21 protein-coding genes and 1 tRNA gene are annotated in these 17,112 nt (G+C 31.8%); 6 read left to right on the top strand and 16 right to left on the bottom strand.

Annotated features, from left to right (window positions below; translation table 11 throughout):
• Positions 1–4 precede the first annotated feature (4 nt).
• The 4 genes from ACTPNM_RS05755 to ACTPNM_RS05740 are packed head-to-tail and all read right to left on the bottom strand — an operon-like array spanning position 5 to position 4,392.
• The gene (locus tag ACTPNM_RS05755; protein ID WP_440120975.1) at positions 5–1,183 is read right to left on the bottom strand and encodes an AIR synthase related protein; all 1,179 of its coding nucleotides are present in this window, start codon (positions 1,181–1,183) and stop codon (positions 5–7) included.
• Positions 1,184–1,230: 47 nt separating this feature from the next.
• Complete coding sequence (locus ACTPNM_RS05750) at positions 1,231–1,725, bottom strand: N-acetyltransferase family protein (protein ID WP_440120974.1); 495 nt, start codon at positions 1,723–1,725, stop codon at positions 1,231–1,233.
• Positions 1,726–1,750: 25 nt separating this feature from the next.
• A complete protein-coding gene (locus ACTPNM_RS05745) occupies positions 1,751–2,209 on the bottom strand; it encodes a GNAT family N-acetyltransferase (protein WP_440120973.1) in 459 nt (152 codons plus the stop codon).
• Positions 2,209–4,392 (bottom strand): glutamine synthetase III family protein, encoded by a 2,184-nt coding sequence (locus ACTPNM_RS05740; RefSeq protein WP_440120972.1) that lies wholly within the window; start codon positions 4,390–4,392, stop codon positions 2,209–2,211. Before ACTPNM_RS05740 ends, ACTPNM_RS05745 begins: the two co-directional genes overlap by 1 nt.
• A 184-nt stretch (positions 4,393–4,576) precedes the next feature.
• Here ACTPNM_RS05740 and ACTPNM_RS05735 point away from each other — a divergent pair, with 184 nt between their 5' ends.
• The gene (locus ACTPNM_RS05735; protein WP_274639322.1) at positions 4,577–5,587 is read left to right on the top strand and encodes a glutamine synthetase beta-grasp domain-containing protein; all 1,011 of its coding nucleotides are present in this window, start codon (positions 4,577–4,579) and stop codon (positions 5,585–5,587) included.
• A 71-nt stretch (positions 5,588–5,658) separates the two neighbouring features.
• On the opposite strand, the gene ACTPNM_RS05730 is transcribed toward ACTPNM_RS05735, so the two are convergent.
• From ACTPNM_RS05730 to ACTPNM_RS05720, 3 genes are all read right to left on the bottom strand, one after another.
• Positions 5,659–6,600, bottom strand: coding sequence for a calcium/sodium antiporter (locus ACTPNM_RS05730; RefSeq protein ID WP_274639321.1), 942 nt, complete (start codon positions 6,598–6,600; stop codon positions 5,659–5,661).
• 79 nt (positions 6,601–6,679) lie between these two features.
• On the bottom strand, positions 6,680–7,762 hold the full coding sequence (locus ACTPNM_RS05725; RefSeq protein ID WP_440120971.1) for a PepSY-associated TM helix domain-containing protein: 1,083 nt from the start codon (positions 7,760–7,762) through the stop codon (positions 6,680–6,682).
• Positions 7,763–7,852: 90 nt separating this feature from the next.
• Positions 7,853–10,237 (bottom strand): TonB-dependent receptor, encoded by a 2,385-nt coding sequence (locus ACTPNM_RS05720; protein ID WP_440120970.1) that lies wholly within the window; start codon positions 10,235–10,237, stop codon positions 7,853–7,855.
• 589 nt (positions 10,238–10,826) lie between these two features.
• Here ACTPNM_RS05720 and ACTPNM_RS05715 point away from each other — a divergent pair.
• From ACTPNM_RS05715 to ACTPNM_RS05705, 3 genes are all read left to right on the top strand, one after another.
• A complete protein-coding gene (locus ACTPNM_RS05715) occupies positions 10,827–10,979 on the top strand; it encodes an SsrA-binding protein (RefSeq protein ID WP_274639318.1) in 153 nt (50 codons plus the stop codon).
• An 11-nt stretch (positions 10,980–10,990) separates the two neighbouring features.
• On the top strand, positions 10,991–11,224 hold the full coding sequence (locus ACTPNM_RS05710; protein ID WP_274639317.1) for a putative signal transducing protein: 234 nt from the start codon (positions 10,991–10,993) through the stop codon (positions 11,222–11,224).
• 74 nt (positions 11,225–11,298) lie between these two features.
• Positions 11,299–11,372 (top strand) — tRNA-Arg (locus ACTPNM_RS05705).
• A 59-nt stretch (positions 11,373–11,431) separates the two neighbouring features.
• On the opposite strand, the gene ACTPNM_RS05700 is transcribed toward ACTPNM_RS05705, so the two are convergent.
• The 6 genes from ACTPNM_RS05700 to ACTPNM_RS05675 are packed head-to-tail and all read right to left on the bottom strand — an operon-like array spanning position 11,432 to position 13,934.
• A complete protein-coding gene (locus tag ACTPNM_RS05700; protein WP_440120969.1) occupies positions 11,432–11,659 on the bottom strand; it encodes a hypothetical protein in 228 nt (75 codons plus the stop codon).
• A gap of 18 nt (positions 11,660–11,677) precedes the next feature.
• Complete coding sequence (locus ACTPNM_RS05695; RefSeq protein ID WP_440120968.1) at positions 11,678–12,103, bottom strand: VOC family protein; 426 nt, start codon at positions 12,101–12,103, stop codon at positions 11,678–11,680.
• A 28-nt stretch (positions 12,104–12,131) separates the two neighbouring features.
• Positions 12,132–12,578, bottom strand: coding sequence for an SRPBCC domain-containing protein (locus ACTPNM_RS05690; protein ID WP_440120967.1), 447 nt, complete (start codon positions 12,576–12,578; stop codon positions 12,132–12,134).
• A gap of 11 nt (positions 12,579–12,589) precedes the next feature.
• Positions 12,590–13,000 carry a VOC family protein gene (locus ACTPNM_RS05685; protein ID WP_440120966.1) on the bottom strand — a complete coding sequence of 137 codons (411 nt, stop codon included), beginning with the start codon at positions 12,998–13,000 and terminating at the stop codon, positions 12,590–12,592.
• Positions 13,001–13,018: 18 nt separating this feature from the next.
• The gene (locus ACTPNM_RS05680; protein ID WP_440120965.1) at positions 13,019–13,426 is read right to left on the bottom strand and encodes a VOC family protein; all 408 of its coding nucleotides are present in this window, start codon (positions 13,424–13,426) and stop codon (positions 13,019–13,021) included.
• Positions 13,427–13,430: 4 nt separating this feature from the next.
• Entirely contained in the window at positions 13,431–13,934 is a 504-nt protein-coding gene (locus ACTPNM_RS05675) for a DinB family protein (RefSeq protein ID WP_440120964.1), read from the bottom strand.
• A gap of 135 nt (positions 13,935–14,069) precedes the next feature.
• Between ACTPNM_RS05675 and ACTPNM_RS05670 the strand changes: the two genes are divergently transcribed.
• Complete coding sequence (locus tag ACTPNM_RS05670) at positions 14,070–15,050, top strand: GlxA family transcriptional regulator (RefSeq protein WP_440120963.1); 981 nt, start codon at positions 14,070–14,072, stop codon at positions 15,048–15,050.
• A gap of 102 nt (positions 15,051–15,152) precedes the next feature.
• Positions 15,153–15,605, top strand: coding sequence for a carboxymuconolactone decarboxylase family protein (locus ACTPNM_RS05665; protein WP_440120962.1), 453 nt, complete (start codon positions 15,153–15,155; stop codon positions 15,603–15,605).
• A 71-nt stretch (positions 15,606–15,676) separates the two neighbouring features.
• Here the strand turns inward: ACTPNM_RS05665 and ACTPNM_RS05660 are convergent, their stop codons facing one another.
• From ACTPNM_RS05660 to ACTPNM_RS05650, 3 genes are read right to left on the bottom strand one after another with little or no spacing between them, the layout of a single operon-like run.
• Positions 15,677–16,255, bottom strand: a complete 579-nt coding sequence (locus ACTPNM_RS05660; RefSeq protein ID WP_440120961.1) for a YdeI/OmpD-associated family protein — start codon at positions 16,253–16,255, stop codon at positions 15,677–15,679.
• 7 nt (positions 16,256–16,262) lie between these two features.
• The gene (locus tag ACTPNM_RS05655; RefSeq protein ID WP_440120960.1) at positions 16,263–16,643 is read right to left on the bottom strand and encodes a DoxX family protein; all 381 of its coding nucleotides are present in this window, start codon (positions 16,641–16,643) and stop codon (positions 16,263–16,265) included.
• Positions 16,640–17,110, bottom strand: coding sequence for an SRPBCC domain-containing protein (locus ACTPNM_RS05650; protein WP_440120959.1), 471 nt, complete (start codon positions 17,108–17,110; stop codon positions 16,640–16,642). Before ACTPNM_RS05650 ends, ACTPNM_RS05655 begins: the two co-directional genes overlap by 4 nt.
• Positions 17,111–17,112: the final 2 nt, after the last annotated feature.

Genomic DNA, 17,112 nt, shown 5'->3' with positions numbered 1-17,112 from the left:
TGAGTTAATATTCAAAAGTTCCGTATTCACTTTTGATTGTCAATCGTTTTTTATCAGATTTTTCTACTCTACCAATCACCTTCGCATTCACATTAAATGACTTAGAAATTTCAATGATATTTTCCGCTACTTCTGGAGAAACGTATAATTCCATTCTGTGACCACAGTTGAAAACTTGATACATTTCTTTCCAATCTGTTTTTGATTGTTCTTGTATTAGTTTGAATAATGGTGGAATTGAGAACATATTATCTTTTACAATATGTAAGTTATCTACAAAGTGTAAAATTTTTGTTTGTGCCCCTCCAGAACAGTGAATCATTCCGTGTACATCTTCAGAAGAATATTTCGATAAGATTTCTTTGATGATTGGCGCATATGTTCTTGTTGGAGACAACACTAACTTACCTGCATCAATTGGTGAATCTGCTACCTCATCTGTTAGTTTTGTATTTCCTGAGTACACTAAATCTGACGGTACTGAAGCATCAAAACTTTCTGGGTATTTCTCTGCTAAATATTTATGGAATACATCATGACGTGCAGAAGTTAATCCATTACTTCCCATACCTCCATTATATTCTTTCTCGTAAGTAGCTTGTCCGAATGACTCTAAACCAACAATTACGTCTCCTTCTTTGATATTTGCATTATCAATTACATCAGCACGTTTCATACGAGCAGTTACTGTAGAATCAACAATTATTGTACGTACTAAATCTCCTACATCTGCAGTTTCTCCTCCTGTTGAGTGAATGGTAACCCCAAATTCTTTCAACTCATTAATTAACTCTTCTGTTCCGTTAATAATTGCCGATAAAACTTCTCCTGGAATATTACTTTTATTACGTCCGATAGTAGAAGACAACATAATGTTATCTGTAGCACCTACACATAATAAATCATCAATATTCATGATTAAAGCATCTTGAGCAATACCTTTCCATACAGAAATATCTCCTGTTTCTTTCCAGTACATGTATGCTAAAGATGATTTTGTTCCTGCACCATCAGCATGCATAATTAAACAATACTCTTCATCATTTGTTAAGTAATCTGGAACTATTTTACAAAAAGCTTTTGGAAACAATCCTTTATCAATATTCTTGATTGCGTTGTGTACATCCTCTTTAGATGCCGATACTCCGCGTTGTGCGTAGCGTTTAGATACTTCGTTACTCATGTGTTGTGTTGTTGTTGCCGCGAAATTACTTTAAAAACAGGAAACTATCAAAGTAAATATTGTTTTTTACTTCGTCTTTCATACAATACGGTATCTCTCCACACTCCATCTAATTCTGCTATTTTTTCTCGATAACCTATCTTTCGAAAGCCATATTTAAGATGTAGCTTAACACTTGCTTCGTTTTCGGGAAATAAACTTGAATACAACGTCCAAATACCATTCTCTTCTGAAGATTTTACAACAGCATTCATCAATAAGCTTCCTACACCATTTCCTAATACTCCTAACTTAACATAAACACTTACTTCTGCTACTCCTCTATATTCAAATCTTGTTGATACTGGGGCTATAGCACACCAACCTAATATTTTATTATCCTCAATAGCTATAAATCGAGTGTGTTGATGGTATGAAGTGTTCCATTCCTCCCAACTAGGAACTTTTGTTCTAAACGTAGCATTTTTTGTAGCGATACCTTCTTTATAAATTTCAGCTACTTCTTTCCAATGATTTTGAGTAAGTTTAACTACCTCTATCATATTATTTACCTTAAAACTATTTAGTTCAATGTTTTTTTTTAAAACATATACTTGATTCTACACCTTTATAAGGACCATAGTTCGATATAACACCATATTCATTTTTCTTATACAAATGTACCGCTGGTTGCATGGTTTTACTCGTTTCTAAAACAACAGAACTAAACCGCTCTTCTCTTGCCCACTCTTCCAGTTCTTTTAGAATCAAGGTTGCTATATTTTTCCCTCTGTATATTGGTTTAACATACATACGTTTAACCTCAACAGTCGTGTCGTTAATTCGCTTAAAAGCACCACAACCTGCCGCTACCTTGTTTATGTAACACACCACTACATACTGTAGCTTATCTATGGTGTTAAATTCCTTAAAAAAAGCATCTTGATTGCCGTTAATTCCTGAGAGATATTCGTCCAGTTCTTTTACTAGACGAATAAAACTCTCGTGAGTGGAATTTAATCTTTCTAAACTTATTTTATCATTCATTACCTAGTAAACAATAACTCTCTATACTTAGTTAAAGGCCAAAGGTTATCATCAACCATTAACTCTAACTTATCACAGTGATAACGAATTTCATCAAAATAAGGTTTTACTTTATTACAATATGCGTCAGCATTTTTCTGCCCTTCCAGTTTATTGGCTTTTTTACGTTCTTCAATCATGTCTTCAACTTTTGAATTTATTTCAGCAATATGATTTGATATTTTTTGAATTAAATCAATTTGTTCGTTAGCATACTTCTCAAAATTATTTCCAAAAATTTCTTTTAGTCCTCTTACGTTTTCTATTAAGGTGTTTTGGTATTGAATAGCAATTGGTATAATATGATTTCTTGCAATATCACCCAACACCCTACTTTCAATTTGAATTTTCTTTGAATATTCTTCCAACTCGATTTCATGGCGTGCTTCTACCTCTACCTTATTCATTACGTTCATTTCTTCGAAAAGAGAAATTGCTTTTTTTGAAATCTTTGCTTTTAAAGCTTCTGGGGTTGTTTTATTATTTGATAAACCTCTTTTCTTTGCTTCTTTCTCCCAAGCTTCTCCATACCCATCTCCCTCAAATCGAATACTTTTTGATGCCTTAATATATTCTCTTAACACATTAAATATCGCCTCGTCTTTTTTAAGTTTTTTGCTATCAATTAATTTATCTACTTCTTCTTTAAATTCATTTAATTGTCTAGCTATAATGGTATTCAATACTGTCATAGGCCCTGCACAGTTAGACCATGAACCTACTGCACGTAACTCAAACTTGTTTCCTGTGAAGGCAAAAGGTGAAGTTCTATTTCTATCTGTATTATCTAATAAGATTTCTGGAATCTTACCTACAATATTTAATTTTAGATCTGTTTTTTCTTCAGGTGATAGTTTTCCTTTCGTTACATTTTCTAACTCATCTAATACTGATGATAATTGTGAACCTATGAAAACTGATATGATTGCTGGTGGCGCTTCATTTGCCCCTAAACGATGATCGTTACTTGCACTTGCTATAGACGCCCTTATTAATTCTTCATAATCATGAACCGCTTTAATGGTATTTACAAAAAAGGTTAAGAATTGTAAATTCTTCATTGGAGTTTTTCCCGGGCTTAATAAATTAACTCCTGTATTGGTAGATAAACTCCAGTTGTTATGCTTTCCTGAACCATTAATTCCTGCAAATGGCTTTTCGTGGAATAACACTTTAAACTTATGACGTTGCGATACTTTTTCCATCACATCCATTAATAATGAATTATGGTCTACCGCTAAATTGGCTTCTTCAAAAATTGGAGCTAATTCAAACTGATTCGGTGCTACTTCATTATGACGTGTTTTAACTGGCACTCCTAACAGCATACATTCATGCTCCAAATCACGCATAAAGTTCAATACTCTTGTAGGTATTGATCCAAAGTAATGATCATCTAATTGTTGGCCTTTTGCTGGAGCATGTCCTAACAATGCTCTTCCTGTCATCATAATATCAGGACGTGCTGCTGCTAATGCCGTATCAATTAAAAAATACTCTTGCTCCCAACCTAAGGTTGCATTTACTTTACTTACATTCTTATCAAAATACTTACAAACTGCTGTAGCTGCTGTATCAACCGCTTGTAATGCTCTTAGCAATGGTGCTTTATTATCTAACGCTTCACCTGTATATGCTACAAAAACTGTTGGAATACATAAGGTGGTACCATAAATAAACGCAGGTGATGTTGGATCCCATGCCGTATAACCACGTGCTTCAAAAGTATTTCGAATTCCTCCGTTAGGAAAACTCGACGCATCTGGCTCTTGTTGCACCAACTGACCTCCATCAAACTTCTCCATTGCTCCTCCTCCTTCAACAGTTTCAAAAAACGCATCGTGCTTTTCTGCTGTAGACCCCGTTAAAGGTTGGAACCAGTGTGTATAATGTGTTGCTCCTTTAGATAATGCCCAATCTTTCATGCTCACAGCAATCTGATCAGCAGTTTTTCTATCAATCTTAGTTCCAAATTCAATAGCATCCATTACACTTTGGTATGCCTCTTTGGTCATATATTGACGCATTGCTTGTTCATTAAACACGTTTTTACCAAACAATTCTGAACGACGTTCGTTTTCTTCTACTACAACAGTTTCTCTATGTAAAACCTCTTGTAAAGCATTTAATCTTAAAGTTGACATATAATAAAGTATTAAATTAGACAATCAAAAATACATTTTTAAAATAAACACCCCTAAAAAAATAGGGGTTAAATTAATTTAAAGTTAATTTTAAATAAAAACACCCCAAAAAATTTTGACCTTTGATAAAAAATACTCAATTTTGCCCCATAATTAACTCGAAAACAACACAAAAACAAAAATCATGAGTAAATCAAAATTAGAATACATTTGGTTAGATGGTCATGAACCAACTCAAAACATGCGTAGTAAAACTAAAGTTGAAGAAAACTTTAGCGGTAAATTAGAAGATTGTGCTATTTGGTCTTTTGATGGAAGTTCAACAGAACAAGCTTCTGGAGGTGCTTCTGACTGTTTACTTAAGCCTGTTGCTATTTATCCTGACCCAACTAGAAAAAATGGATTCTTAGTAATGTCTGAAGTTTTAAATGCTGACGGTACTCCGCACGCATCTAATGCACGTGCTAAAATTGATGATAACGATAATGATTTTTGGTTTGGTTTTGAGCAAGAGTATTTCTTAATGGATACTAAAACTGATTTACCTTTAGGATTCCCACGTGGTGGATTTCCTGGACCTCAAGGAAAATACTACTGTTCTGTAGGTGGAAGATACACTTGGGGAAGAGATTTTGTTGAAGAGCACGCTGATTTATGTATTGAAGCTGGTTTAAACTTTGAAGGAATTAACCAAGAAGTTGCTCCAGGACAATGGGAATTCCAATTATTTGCTAAAGGTGCTAAAAAAGCTGGTGATGAAATTTGGGTTGCTCGTTATTTATTAGATCGTTTAACTGAAAAGTACGGTTACTATATTGAGTATCATCCAAAACCTATAAAAGGAGACTGGAATGGTTCTGGTATGCATGCAAACTTCTCTAACACTACATTAAGAACTTGTGGTTCTAAGGAAACTTACGAAAAAATTTGTGAAGCATTCAGACCTGTTACTGAAGAGCACATGGATGTATATGGAGCTAACAATGATGAGCGCTTAACTGGTTTACACGAAACTGCTCATGTATCTGACTTTAGTTATGGAGTTTCTGATAGAGGCGCTTCAATCCGTATTCCTATTATTACTGTAGAAAAAGGATGGAAAGGTTGGTTAGAAGACAGAAGACCTGCTTCAAACGCTGATCCTTACAAAGTAGCTGGTAGAATTATAGAGACTGTAAAAGGTACAGACATATAGTTAACAAACACAACAACACAACTAAAAAAGCCGCTAATAGCGGCTTTTTTTTGATTTATGACTAATTCTTTTTATGAAATAGTTAAATATATAAAAGTTGCATACGTTCCTAGTAAAACGATTCCATCTCTCCATCCTAATCGCATACCTTTTGGAATAAACACCAAGGGTAGTATAGCAAACGAAACTCCTAACATCCAATAAATATCATTATTTATTAAACTATATGCATCTGGTTTCACCTCAACAGGAGTAATCATTGCTGTAATTCCTAAAACTGCTAAAATATTAAACACATTAGAACCTACAAGGTTTCCTAATGAAATGGCTTTTTCTTTCTTTAACACCGCAATAATTGATGCTGCTAACTCAGGAACACTTGTTCCTACCGATACTACTGTTACTCCAATTATAGCGTCACTAACACCTAAATTCTTCGCTAAACTTACTGAACCGTTAATTAATAATTCTGAACCTCCCCATAAACCAACTCCTCCAACTGCTAAGAATAGTGCTATTTTGTATAATGGTAGCTCTTCATCATCTTCAGGCATTTCATCAACCACAGCTTGTTTTTGGAAACGTAATAAATAGATTAAAAACACTACTAACATTCCAAATAATATAGCTCCTTCGTAAAACTGGATGGTTTTATCATTCACTATAAAAAAATACAACATTACAGAAGCAATCATCATTACTGGCCAATCAGTCTTGTAAAAACTTTTTTCTACATCAATTGATGATAGTATTACTGTTATACCTAATACTAAACCTAGGTTTGCAATATTAGACCCAATTACATTTCCTACAGCTAGTCCTGTAGCTCCATCTAAAGCTGACTTTATACTTACTATTAATTCTGGTGCTGAAGTAGCAAAAGACACTACCGTCATACCTATTACAATTTTTGGTATATTTAGTTTTAGCGACAAACCTACCGCTGCTTTCAACAGCCAATTTCCTCCTAAAACCAACAATGTTAAACCAATAATAATGTATAGAATGCTCATAAAATATTTTTTGGGCGAAGATAAGATTTTTAGCAAGCAAATATGAAAACAAATTCAGCTACTACCTCTAAGAAAAATGTTAATTAATAGTCTTTTTTAATCGTTTAGTTTTTGAGCTATAAACCTTATACCCTGTGATTAATAAAATTAAAGGCACCAAACCTGATATGAACACTAAGACCCTACCTAATACCCCAACTATTTCTCCTATATGTATTGGATAAAACTGAGCTACTATCCTATTATTATTTGGATCAAAATCAAAACTTGATAACGTTCGTAACTTACCTTGTTGATTTAGCTCCATTTCTTTTGTTCTTCTAAATCCTGATTTGATAAATCGATCTTTTATATATCTTAGTTTATAAACTCCTAAACTGTCTTTCGGATAATAAATAGCTCTTAATACATATTTCCCATCGGTTTGTAATACTGCCTCTTCCAAGGAAAAAATCTTAGCTTGTTTTGCTTCATCATCCAAGATTATTTTATCTGAACCATTAAAAATAGACAAAGCTGATTTATAGGTTTTATGATACGTAAAGTAACCTCCTGTAAATGCAATTATAATTAATGGCAGCAAAAAATAAATTCCGAATACTTTATGTAAATTGAAATGAAAACGTTTCTTTTTAGGTTTCCACTTCATCGTAAATCCTTTTGATAGATTATTTTTATATGCTTTCCACCACATATAAACCCCTGTTGTTAACAAGAAGAAACAGAATAACAAAGCACTTGTGCCTATAATATACTTACCTATTGTAGGTATTCCTAATGTACGGTGTAACTTCAGAAGTATTTCAAAAAACTGTATTGACACCGATTTTTCACCTAAAAAAACTCTTGTTTTCGGGTGATAATACAATGTTTTTCCGTTTTTATAATTTATTGAAATTGTTTGCTGCTCTCTGTAAGGCAAAAAAACTTTATTTACTTTTCCTTCATTCTGCGCAGCTAAAAAATACGCAGAATTTAAAATTGTTTTTTCTTTTATTTTAGAAAAATCTTCAACCTTTAATAATTTGGAACTCAATAATGAAGTTATTTCAGGTTGCCAAACATACAATGATCCCGTTAAGCCTGAAAATGATGCAATAATCCCACAGCTAAGACCCAGCCATAGGTGTATTTTCCAAATTATTTTATGTATCTGCTGCAATTGATATCTTTTATTTTTAAAACCCAGAGTCTAAAATAAAATAGACACTGGGTTTATAATTTTTGCAAATGTAAGACCTTATTAACTCTCTTAGAAGTTATACAATACACTTAATTTAGCGTTTGTTCCTTCACCTGTACCAGTAAAAGTTCTTAAAGGTGCTGCCCATTGTGATCTTGCTGGTAAATAATATTCGTTTAACAAGTTATTTACCGCTAATGAAACTGATATATTTTCTTGCAGTTTATAGTTCATAGACCAATTAAGTAAAGTGTATCCTTCTACTGGAAATTGTGTATGTCTAAACGTATAATTATCTTTTGCATCTAAATACGGATTAAAACGACTTCTATTTCCTAAATTAGTCATTCGTAAAGAGGTACTTATTTTGTTTGTTGGTAACCATGTTACATAAGCCGTTAACTTAGGTGCTGAAATAACATCTCCTCCTAAATAAGTTAAGTTGTTTTCATCCCCCACGTTATGAGTAACACCTTCAACGTAAGAATATGATGTTCCTACTTGTAATTTATTATCAAAAGCAGTATAGTCTATGGCTATTTCTCCTCCATAAATATTCTGTGGCTTTTTTGATGGTACAAAAGAATTTATATTTTCATCAAATACAACCCCTGTTCCTAAATTAGAAACACTGTAATATCCTACAGCCTCTAGTCTAAAGTTTTTGAACTTTGATAAAAATCCGAACTCATAATTTTTAGTTACTGCTGGCTCTAATTGAATATCTTCAACACTATCTGCTTTTGCTGAACGTAAAACAGAGCCTAAATCAGCAATTGAAAAACCTTGAGAGTAACTTACATAAGGAATAAACTCTTGGTGCTTAATATACCTAACTCCTACATTAAAAGCCAGATTATCAAATCCTAATCTACCTCCTTCTACCGCTACTGAAGGATTAAAATTACCATCACCTAAAGGTGAATATGGTAAGGTATTATAATCATCTATGGTAAGGTTCATATCATCATATCTTAACCCTGCTTTTAAAACCCATTCATCATTAAATTTTACTGTAGATTGTATGTATTGTGCCCAACTAAACATTTCAATATTTGGCACCCATAATCTACCATCTAACAACCCTTGATTAGTTTTATCTTTTAACAAATCCAAACCATATGTTAATGAGATTTCTGTTGATTCATTTGGAGTAAGTGTAGTGTTAAAGTTTGGTCTTAAACCATACTTTTCTGCATTAATTACTGATTGACCTCCGTTTTCAAATTTATCTGAATAAAAGAATATATTTTTTGTTTTTTGATAATACACATCAGCTGTAAAATCTGTTGTACCATCAAAAATATTATTTAAGTCATATTTCAAGTTTCCATTATACAGTTTAGATCCTGTAGGTTCTTGTCCCTCAATAGATCCTTCAACACCATAACCAGGTGTTAAGGTGTAATCCCCTCCTTCATTATACACTTCAAAAGATCCTGGAACAGGTATAAAAGGTGTGTCTTGTAAAGAATTATATAAATTTCCTCCAATACTTATTTTTTGTCTATCAGATATTTCATACTCTAATTTAGCTAAAGCAGTATAGATTCTTGTATTATCCAACCCATAAGTAGGAAGTATAACTTTACCATCTGCATCATACTTATTTCCTGTTTCCTCATAACTTCCACTTACATAATAGTTTAATTTATCTATTTTTCCACGCAGTGATTGATAAGCTCCAAACCCAAGAGCATCTTTGGTTTTTGTCAAACTAGAAGTTCCCCAAATATTGGTAGTCCCTTCAATTTTTTCACTACTATTTGGCTTTTTGGTAATATAATTAATAAAACCTCCATTTCCTCCATTTCCAAAAATAGAAGTTGCTCCTTTAATAACCTCTACTCGACTAATATCGTTAGGGCTTACCGATTTTATTCCTAATTGACCGTTACGTAACGGAGTAGATTGCGGAACACCATCAATCATCACCAATAAAGAACGACCACGTAATGTTTGTCCCCAGTTAGAAAAAGTTCCTGTAGATACTGCCAAACCAGGAACTGTAAATTCTAATATTTCATTAATATTAGTTGTTGAGTTTGATAAATCTGCTAATTGTTTTTGGTTAACAACAGTTATTGATGCTGGTATCTCTGAAAGATATTCTGAACGTCTACTAGCTGAAACAACAACTTCATTTAAACTCTCTTCATTTTCTTTTAGTACTTGTACTATCTCAACTGTACTATTTTGAGTAAATGTTATTTCTTTTGTTATGGTTTGAAACCCGACCATGCTAAAAGTCACCTTGAAAACACCTTCTCTTATATTTTTTAATACAAAGCTTCCATTTTCATCAGTGGTAGTACCTTTTTGAAGTTCAGAGACATGAATATTAACCCCATAAATTGGTAGACCTTTTTCATCCTTTATTTTTCCTTTTAAACTAGACTGAGCTGATACTCCGAAGGTTAAAAATAAAGCTGCTACTATTACGTAAAATTTCATTATATTTATTTAGATTTATTTTAAATTACAAATATATCTCCTCTCAAATTAGTACCAAACATTTATTAAGAAAAACTTATTTTTTTTCTCAGAAGAAATGGAACTCCTTAAAAACACCTGTTTTTAAAACTCTTTTTCCTTTACTTTTAAAATCCACTCAAAAAAAACCCTTTAAAACCTTAATAAAATAAACAAAAACAACTTCTTTTTGTTTATAATTAAAACACAATCATAGATACTTTAGTTTTATTTTAAAACTAAAACCACTTTTTTAACCTTAAATTAAAACTCAATTTGATTAATTGATGTTTTAAAATTTGGTTGTAATATTTCCTTTCTCATATATTGAAAAAACAATTCCGGAATTCATCATTATTTACTAACTAAAAACACATAAATCAAACATGATTATACTTGCTTTAAAACTAATTCTAATAACCATTAAAATTGCTTATTTATTACTGGAATTGATATTTTAAGAGGTTGGCTTGTTAAAACCTATACTTTTCATTTTAAGTCAAGTAAAGTTTATACTTTCTTATTATAACAAATTATTTTTCGTTATTTTTGATAGTAGAATCAACTACTAATGAAAAAAAGTTTTTTTAAGTTTTTAGCCAAACTAAACAAGGCTCTACTACCTTCCTTTACTAAAAAGGAATTGGATATATCGAAAGCATCAAAATTTCAATTGGCTATTATTGGATGGCGTGCTTATATTACAATAAATTCGTTGGATTAAAATTTACCATTATGAACAAGCATATTAAAGTTTTCTCAGGTTCTCAAATCTTTGTGAACAGATTAAGTCAGTTACTTAATGAAATTGAAGTTCCGTATTTAGTAAAAGATAATAAAGAAGCTGGAAGGGTTGCTGGTTTTGGAACTTTAGGTAACTCTATTGACGTATTTATCTATGAATCAGACCTTGAAAAAGCTCAACGTACTATTGACGATTTTAAACAAGAAATAGAAGCTGATAAATAATTGAAAAGCTTGAAAAAAAATTATTTTTTTGCTTTAGTTTTTAAAAAACATTCTTATATTTGCACCCGCAAAAAGGCCTCGTAGCATAACTGAATAGTGCACTTGATTACGGCTCAAGAGGTTGCAGGTTTGAATCCTGCCGAGGTCACAAAAAAACCCTGTTAGTTTTCTAACAGGGTTTTATTTTTAAATAGCTTGAAGTTATATTTAACCTACTACATCTTCCAATACTTCTATATCAAAATTATAAGACCTCACTAATTTGATAATTCTAGCAACGTTAATTTTTTCGTTAGCAATTTCTATTCGAAGAATATTATCACAATCCTCCAGATCAAAATTAATTAGATAATCTGGGAACTTCTTTTGAAGTTCTCTTAAAAGATATTTTTCATCTTCAATTAATGCTACTGACGTTTTAAAAACTTCTACCATTAAATAACAGCATTAAAATTAACTGTATTGCTCGTTATAATTAATCATCCAATGAACTCCAAACTTATCTACAAAGCTTCCATAATAATCTCCCCAAAACTGATCTTCCATGGGCATTTCAATTTTTCCTTCTACAGAAAGTCCATTAAATAAACGATCTGCTTCTTCACGACTATTAGGGTGAATTGAAATGTAATTATTGTTCCCTTTGTTAAGCTTATGTCCCATTGATGGCACGGTATCTGATGCCATTAAAATAGTATCTTTTGATAATGGTAGCGAAATATGCATTGTACGGTTTCTCTCATTTTCTGGTAATTTTTCTACATCTGGAGCGTCACTCATTTTCATATTTGCAATGAATTCACCACCAAATACTGATTTGTAAAAATTGAATGCTTGTTCTGCATCTCCGTCAAAATTTAAATAAGGATTTACTTTCATTTTTCTTGTTTTTAAGGTTATTTTTATTCTAATTTTTCTTTTCTGCTAAATCTTTTATTTTACTCATTGCCTTGGGCCATGTATTTAAAAAGAAGTCTTTATACTCTTCAACTACATCCATTTTAACCGTTAATTGCGTTTTATTGTTCTTAACAGACTCTAACATATATGCCTCTGTAGCTCCAGCCCATTCTTTAGCTTCATTACTTTCATGGTTCTCTATCTCATTTTCAATTATTCCCAAATGTTCAAAGAGCATATACTCATTAGGCATCTTCTTTTTTATTTTACTTACCATCCCTCTACCATCTGGTGTAAGAAATAATACTTTACTCCCTTCTTTCCAATCTGTTTTTGCATAAGACCCTTTTGAAAAAATTGCTGTCCACTGAGGATACGTTTCATCATCCCAAAGAACCTTCCACACCTTTTCAGGGCTAGCATTTATAACTTTTGTAAATTTTTGCTGTTCCATTTTTAAAGTTTTTATTGTGGTATTTTTTCCATATCCATATATAACATACTCCAGCGATGTCCGTCTAAATCTGCAAACCCAAAGCCATACATCCAACCTTGAGACTCACTAGGCTCCGAAAATATTACACCACCAGCTTTACTAACAGTTATAGCCATTTTATCTATTTCTTCTCTACTCTGTGCATCAACATTGATAAGCATTTCTGTTCCTTTTTGAGTATTGCTAACTTCATTTTTTGTGAAGCCTTTAAACTCTTTTTCAGGAAAAAGCATGAGTACAAAATTGTTTTCTCCAATAAAGAAACTACCAATATGCTCTGCATTTTTATGCATTGGATTTTCCTCAAAACCAATTGTTTTAAAAAAAACTTTTGATTTTTTCATATTCTTTACAGGAAGGTTTAGCCAAATAGTTTTCATTTTCTTTTATTTTTTTGATTATTTATTCAAATTACAAAACAGATTAAACAAATGCCCATCTAAGTCTTCAAACACACAAACATAATAGCCATTATCATCATAAAACTTTTTCTTGTCTTTTCTAGGGTCAAAACGAATATCTCCTCCTACTTTAATTATTTTACTTATTAATACATTAATTTCTTCTTTGCTTTTTGCCGAAAGTGTAAACATTATTTCATTACCGTTGTTAAGGTTTGTTATCTCTCCTTCAAAACTTTCTTTTAACTTTTCCTTTTTAAAAAAGTGGATTACAAACTCATCATCTCCAAATAGAAAACTTACTATTTCGTTCGTAGGGGTTCCATTAAGTTTAAAACCTAATGCTTGATAGAACTTTTGTGTACGTTCTATATCCTCTACTCCTAAGTTCGCCCATATTTTCATTATTTTATAATTTTAGACTTCTAATAATTTGTTTTATTTGGTAAATATGACGCTTTGTATGCACTGTATTAAACCCTATCCACTCAAGTCGCGTAAACGCCCCTAATTCAGGGATTTTAAAGTCTAAACAGAGTTTTGACAGATCTGCTTTCCTTGAGAAATCGTTCACCCATTGTATTTTACTTCTTAACTCGATCAATAAGTTTTCTTTATCAATAAATTCTTCAGTAGGTATAATTTCTTTAGGTGAACTCATCTTTACATCAAGGTTTAAAAAAAGCTCCTGTACTTCTTGTAACTTTTCATTTGGACTACGCTTAGTTTCTTTCACTTTTCCATTCAAAACTTTTGATAATGCATACGATTTATTAAGGTGTTCTCCTATTTGTGCTGCTGTCCAATCTCCTTCATTTGTCTTTTTGTTCAGTTCTTCTTCTGTTAACAATGATAGCAACCTCAACAGTTCCTTTGTTGTGATATAATATTCATTTAAAACTTCTTCTCCCATACCTTAATTATTTGATAACCAAAGATAAAAGGTCTTTTTCATACTTCAAAGGTATGTTCCCGACAATACCACGGGTTGATTGCGACAAATGCTTATCTTATATTTGAAATGGTTTAACCTATTGAAAAACAACTCATGAAACATATTTCTATTCTTGTACCTGAAGGCGACTCTAGCTTGAGTAATTTAGAAGCTACTTATAAAATGTTTACCATGGCTAACGATTCCTTATTAAAAGCTGGCAAACAACCTATGTTTACAACGCATCTTGTTGGTACACATAAAAAAGCTAGGTTAAGCAACGGACTATTTAGTATTATTCCTAACACAACAATTGCTGATGTACAAAAAACGGATTTGATTATTATTCCTGCCACTCATGGAGATTATGCTCAAGTAATTTCAAAGAATAGTGCTTTTATTCCTTGGATAAGGAAGCAGTACACTAATGGTGCTGAAATAGCTAGCCTTTGTATAGGTGCGTTTTTATTAGCTAGCACAGGGCTACTTAACGGTAAGGATTGTGCTACGCATTGGTTGGCTGCTGATGAATTTAGAAAAATGTTTCCTGACGTGAATCTTGTTAATGATAGGATTATTACTGACGAAAATGGGTTATATACAAGTGGTGGCGCCTATTCTTCTTTAAATTTAAACCTTTATTTGGTAGAAAAGTTTGCTGGTCGTGACATGGCTGTGCTTTCTTCTAAAATTTTTGAAATAGATATTAGTCGTAATAGCCAATCTCCTTTCATTATTTTTAAAGGACAAAAATCTCATAACGATGTTGACATTTTAAAAGTTCAAGAACATATTGAGCAAAATTATCAGCAGAAAATAACTGTTGATGAGCTTTCTGAAAAAATCGCTGTAAGCCGTAGAACTTTTGAAAGACGTTTTAAAAAGGCTACAGCCAACACCGTGATTGAATATGTACAACGTGTTAAAATAGAAGCTGCTAAAAAAGAATTTGAGAGAGGAAATAAAACAATTAATGAAATAATGTACGAAGTTGGTTATAATGACCCAAAAGGTTTTAGAGAAGTTTTTAAAAAGGTTACCAATATGACTCCTTCTGAATACGCTAACAAATATCGTAAGGCGGTTTATATTTAACTAATCTTTTTTCTGATTCTTAATACTGCTTAACCTTTCTTAAACTGGCTTAAGTTTTAACTTTACGAGGAGTAATACCTTTGGTTTATAAAATTTAAAATTATGAAACAAAGACTAAACATTCAAGAATTAGAACCCAACGCTTATAATGCTATCTTAGGAATTTTTAAATATCTTGAAACATCAACTCTTTCAAAAAAAAGTAAAAATCTTATAAAAATAAGAGCTTCTCAAATTAACACATGCGCTTATTGTATCGAGATGCATACCGCAGAGGCTCTAAAAAATGGAGAAGAACAAAACAGAGTTTTTGCTTTGAGTGCATGGAAGGAATCTCCTTTATTTTCCGAAAAAGAAAAAGCATTATTATCTGCTACTGATGAAATAACACTGATAAGTGATAATGGATTAACAGAAGGTACCTTTCAGAAACTTAAGGAGTACTTTACCGATAACGAAATAGCACAAATTATTATGCAAATAGGAGAAATTAATATTTGGAATCGTATTGCGGTTTCTACACAAATGTTTCACACTACTTCCAAGATTTATTAATATGTAATAATATTAATTTATCTAGTTTTCATCTAAGTTTCTATAAAGCTACCTAAATTTAGGTAGCTTTATTATCTTTCATTATGTCCTTTACCTTCAATCATTTTAGGTATCGATTTTTCTATTCTTGATAAGCGTGTTTTTGATTGTTTAGCTTGAGAAAAATACAATAAATAACTTCTTTGTCTTCCTGGTGTTAGTGCTTCGAAAACTTTTTTTACATCTGAATTTTCTTCCAAAACTTCTTTAAATTCACTTACCATTTCAAATTCTGAAGTTTTCTTAGTTTTTACTTTTAAGCCTGCTTTTCCAACTTCTATTGCTTCGAAAATATATCTTTTGATTGTTGGTGTAAAATCTAAAACCTCTTCAGGTTTAGTAAACCTAATTTGACGAGCAGATTGTACATTTTCTGTCTGTTGAATTAAAACCCTTTCTGTATCTTTTAACAAAGCTCCTTTATAGAAAAGTAATGCACAATAATCTTTAAAACCATGAATTAACACAATATTTTTTCCTTGAAAAGTATAACAAGGGTGCATCCATTTAAAGTCTTCCTCTAGACCACAATCCAAACAAATTTGTCGTAACAGTTTTGTTTCTTCTTTCCAATTTTTTATATTTTCTATATACTTATCTACTTTTTCCATTTCAAACTTACTTTATAATTCTTTTAATTTTTCTACTATCTGGTCTTAAATACCAAGATAAAACGACAATCACTAATAATATTGAAGCAGGCATTGCTTCAATAAAATTTTGTCCTACCGAGATATGAGAAATTACAGCTCCTGACATAGCAAAGAAAAAGCCTGCATATGCCCATTCTTTTAACAAGGTTAGCTTAGGAGCTAGAATAACAATTACTCCTAGTATTTTCCATACTCCTAAAATACTTAGTACATATAATGGATAGCCTAAAGGTTTAACGATGTCATTATATCCACCAATTTGCAACATCTGCTGAATACCTCCTGCTAACATTCCTATTGAGAGAAATATTGTTAACACCCAGTATGTAATATTCTTTACTCTCATACTTTTAATAATTTACTTACAACTTCTTCTAATCGTTGATGCGCCCAATTAATTCCTTGCTTAAACGGAAGTTTTAGGTTTTCATCTCTATCTTTAACAGATTGATAAACTACTTTCTTAGTTAACTTACTACTATTGTTTGTTAACTTTTCAAACACCAACGTTTCTAATTGTACACCGAAAGACATGCTTACCATTTCAAAAGTTCTAACAATTTTGTTCTGAGGGATAATTTCATGAATAACTCCTCTTAACAAATGTTTGTTCCCTACTGGATCTGTTGTTTCAAACTGATAATTTCCATTTGTTTTACTTTCAATTTTTAAAACCTTTGTTCCCATCCATTGCTCAATAATTTCAGGTTCAACATACGCCATAAACAAATGTTCTATAGGCAAATCAAACATTCGTGTTATTATAATATCTTGTTTTCCTGTTTCTGCCACAACTTTAGTTTTCTGTTCCATAG

This window comes from Tenacibaculum sp. Ill (assembly GCF_051938915.1).
In the GTDB taxonomy this organism is placed as follows: Bacteria; Bacteroidota; Bacteroidia; order Flavobacteriales; family Flavobacteriaceae; genus Polaribacter; species Polaribacter larymnensis.
Note: the sequence above shows the minus strand (reverse complement) of the source record. Positions and strands in the feature narration are given on the sequence as shown.

Coding starts and splice junctions, on each gene's coding strand:
- ACTPNM_RS05715 (WP_274639318.1), top strand. CDS start 10,827: ATGAAAAAAAGTTTTTTTAAGTTTTTAGCCAAACTAAACAAGGCTCTA.
- ACTPNM_RS05695 (WP_440120968.1), bottom strand. CDS start 12,103: ATGAAAGTAAATCCTTATTTAAATTTTGACGGAGATGCAGAACAAGCA.
- ACTPNM_RS05655 (WP_440120960.1), bottom strand. CDS start 16,643: ATGAGAGTAAAGAATATTACATACTGGGTGTTAACAATATTTCTCTCA.
- ACTPNM_RS05670 (WP_440120963.1), top strand. CDS start 14,070: ATGAAACATATTTCTATTCTTGTACCTGAAGGCGACTCTAGCTTGAGT.
- ACTPNM_RS05650 (WP_440120959.1), bottom strand. CDS start 17,110: ATGGAACAGAAAACTAAAGTTGTGGCAGAAACAGGAAAACAAGATATT.
- ACTPNM_RS05755 (WP_440120975.1), bottom strand. CDS start 1,183: ATGAGTAACGAAGTATCTAAACGCTACGCACAACGCGGAGTATCGGCA.
- ACTPNM_RS05750 (WP_440120974.1), bottom strand. CDS start 1,725: ATGATAGAGGTAGTTAAACTTACTCAAAATCATTGGAAAGAAGTAGCT.
- ACTPNM_RS05660 (WP_440120961.1), bottom strand. CDS start 16,255: ATGGAAAAAGTAGATAAGTATATAGAAAATATAAAAAATTGGAAAGAA.
- ACTPNM_RS05680 (WP_440120965.1), bottom strand. CDS start 13,426: ATGAAAATATGGGCGAACTTAGGAGTAGAGGATATAGAACGTACACAA.
- ACTPNM_RS05690 (WP_440120967.1), bottom strand. CDS start 12,578: ATGGAACAGCAAAAATTTACAAAAGTTATAAATGCTAGCCCTGAAAAG.
- ACTPNM_RS05675 (WP_440120964.1), bottom strand. CDS start 13,934: ATGGGAGAAGAAGTTTTAAATGAATATTATATCACAACAAAGGAACTG.
- ACTPNM_RS05730 (WP_274639321.1), bottom strand. CDS start 6,600: ATGAGCATTCTATACATTATTATTGGTTTAACATTGTTGGTTTTAGGA.
- ACTPNM_RS05740 (WP_440120972.1), bottom strand. CDS start 4,392: ATGTCAACTTTAAGATTAAATGCTTTACAAGAGGTTTTACATAGAGAA.
- ACTPNM_RS05720 (WP_440120970.1), bottom strand. CDS start 10,237: ATGAAATTTTACGTAATAGTAGCAGCTTTATTTTTAACCTTCGGAGTA.
- ACTPNM_RS05685 (WP_440120966.1), bottom strand. CDS start 13,000: ATGAAAACTATTTGGCTAAACCTTCCTGTAAAGAATATGAAAAAATCA.
- ACTPNM_RS05745 (WP_440120973.1), bottom strand. CDS start 2,209: ATGAATGATAAAATAAGTTTAGAAAGATTAAATTCCACTCACGAGAGT.
- ACTPNM_RS05700 (WP_440120969.1), bottom strand. CDS start 11,659: ATGGTAGAAGTTTTTAAAACGTCAGTAGCATTAATTGAAGATGAAAAA.
- ACTPNM_RS05665 (WP_440120962.1), top strand. CDS start 15,153: ATGAAACAAAGACTAAACATTCAAGAATTAGAACCCAACGCTTATAAT.
- ACTPNM_RS05710 (WP_274639317.1), top strand. CDS start 10,991: ATGAACAAGCATATTAAAGTTTTCTCAGGTTCTCAAATCTTTGTGAAC.
- ACTPNM_RS05735 (WP_274639322.1), top strand. CDS start 4,577: ATGAGTAAATCAAAATTAGAATACATTTGGTTAGATGGTCATGAACCA.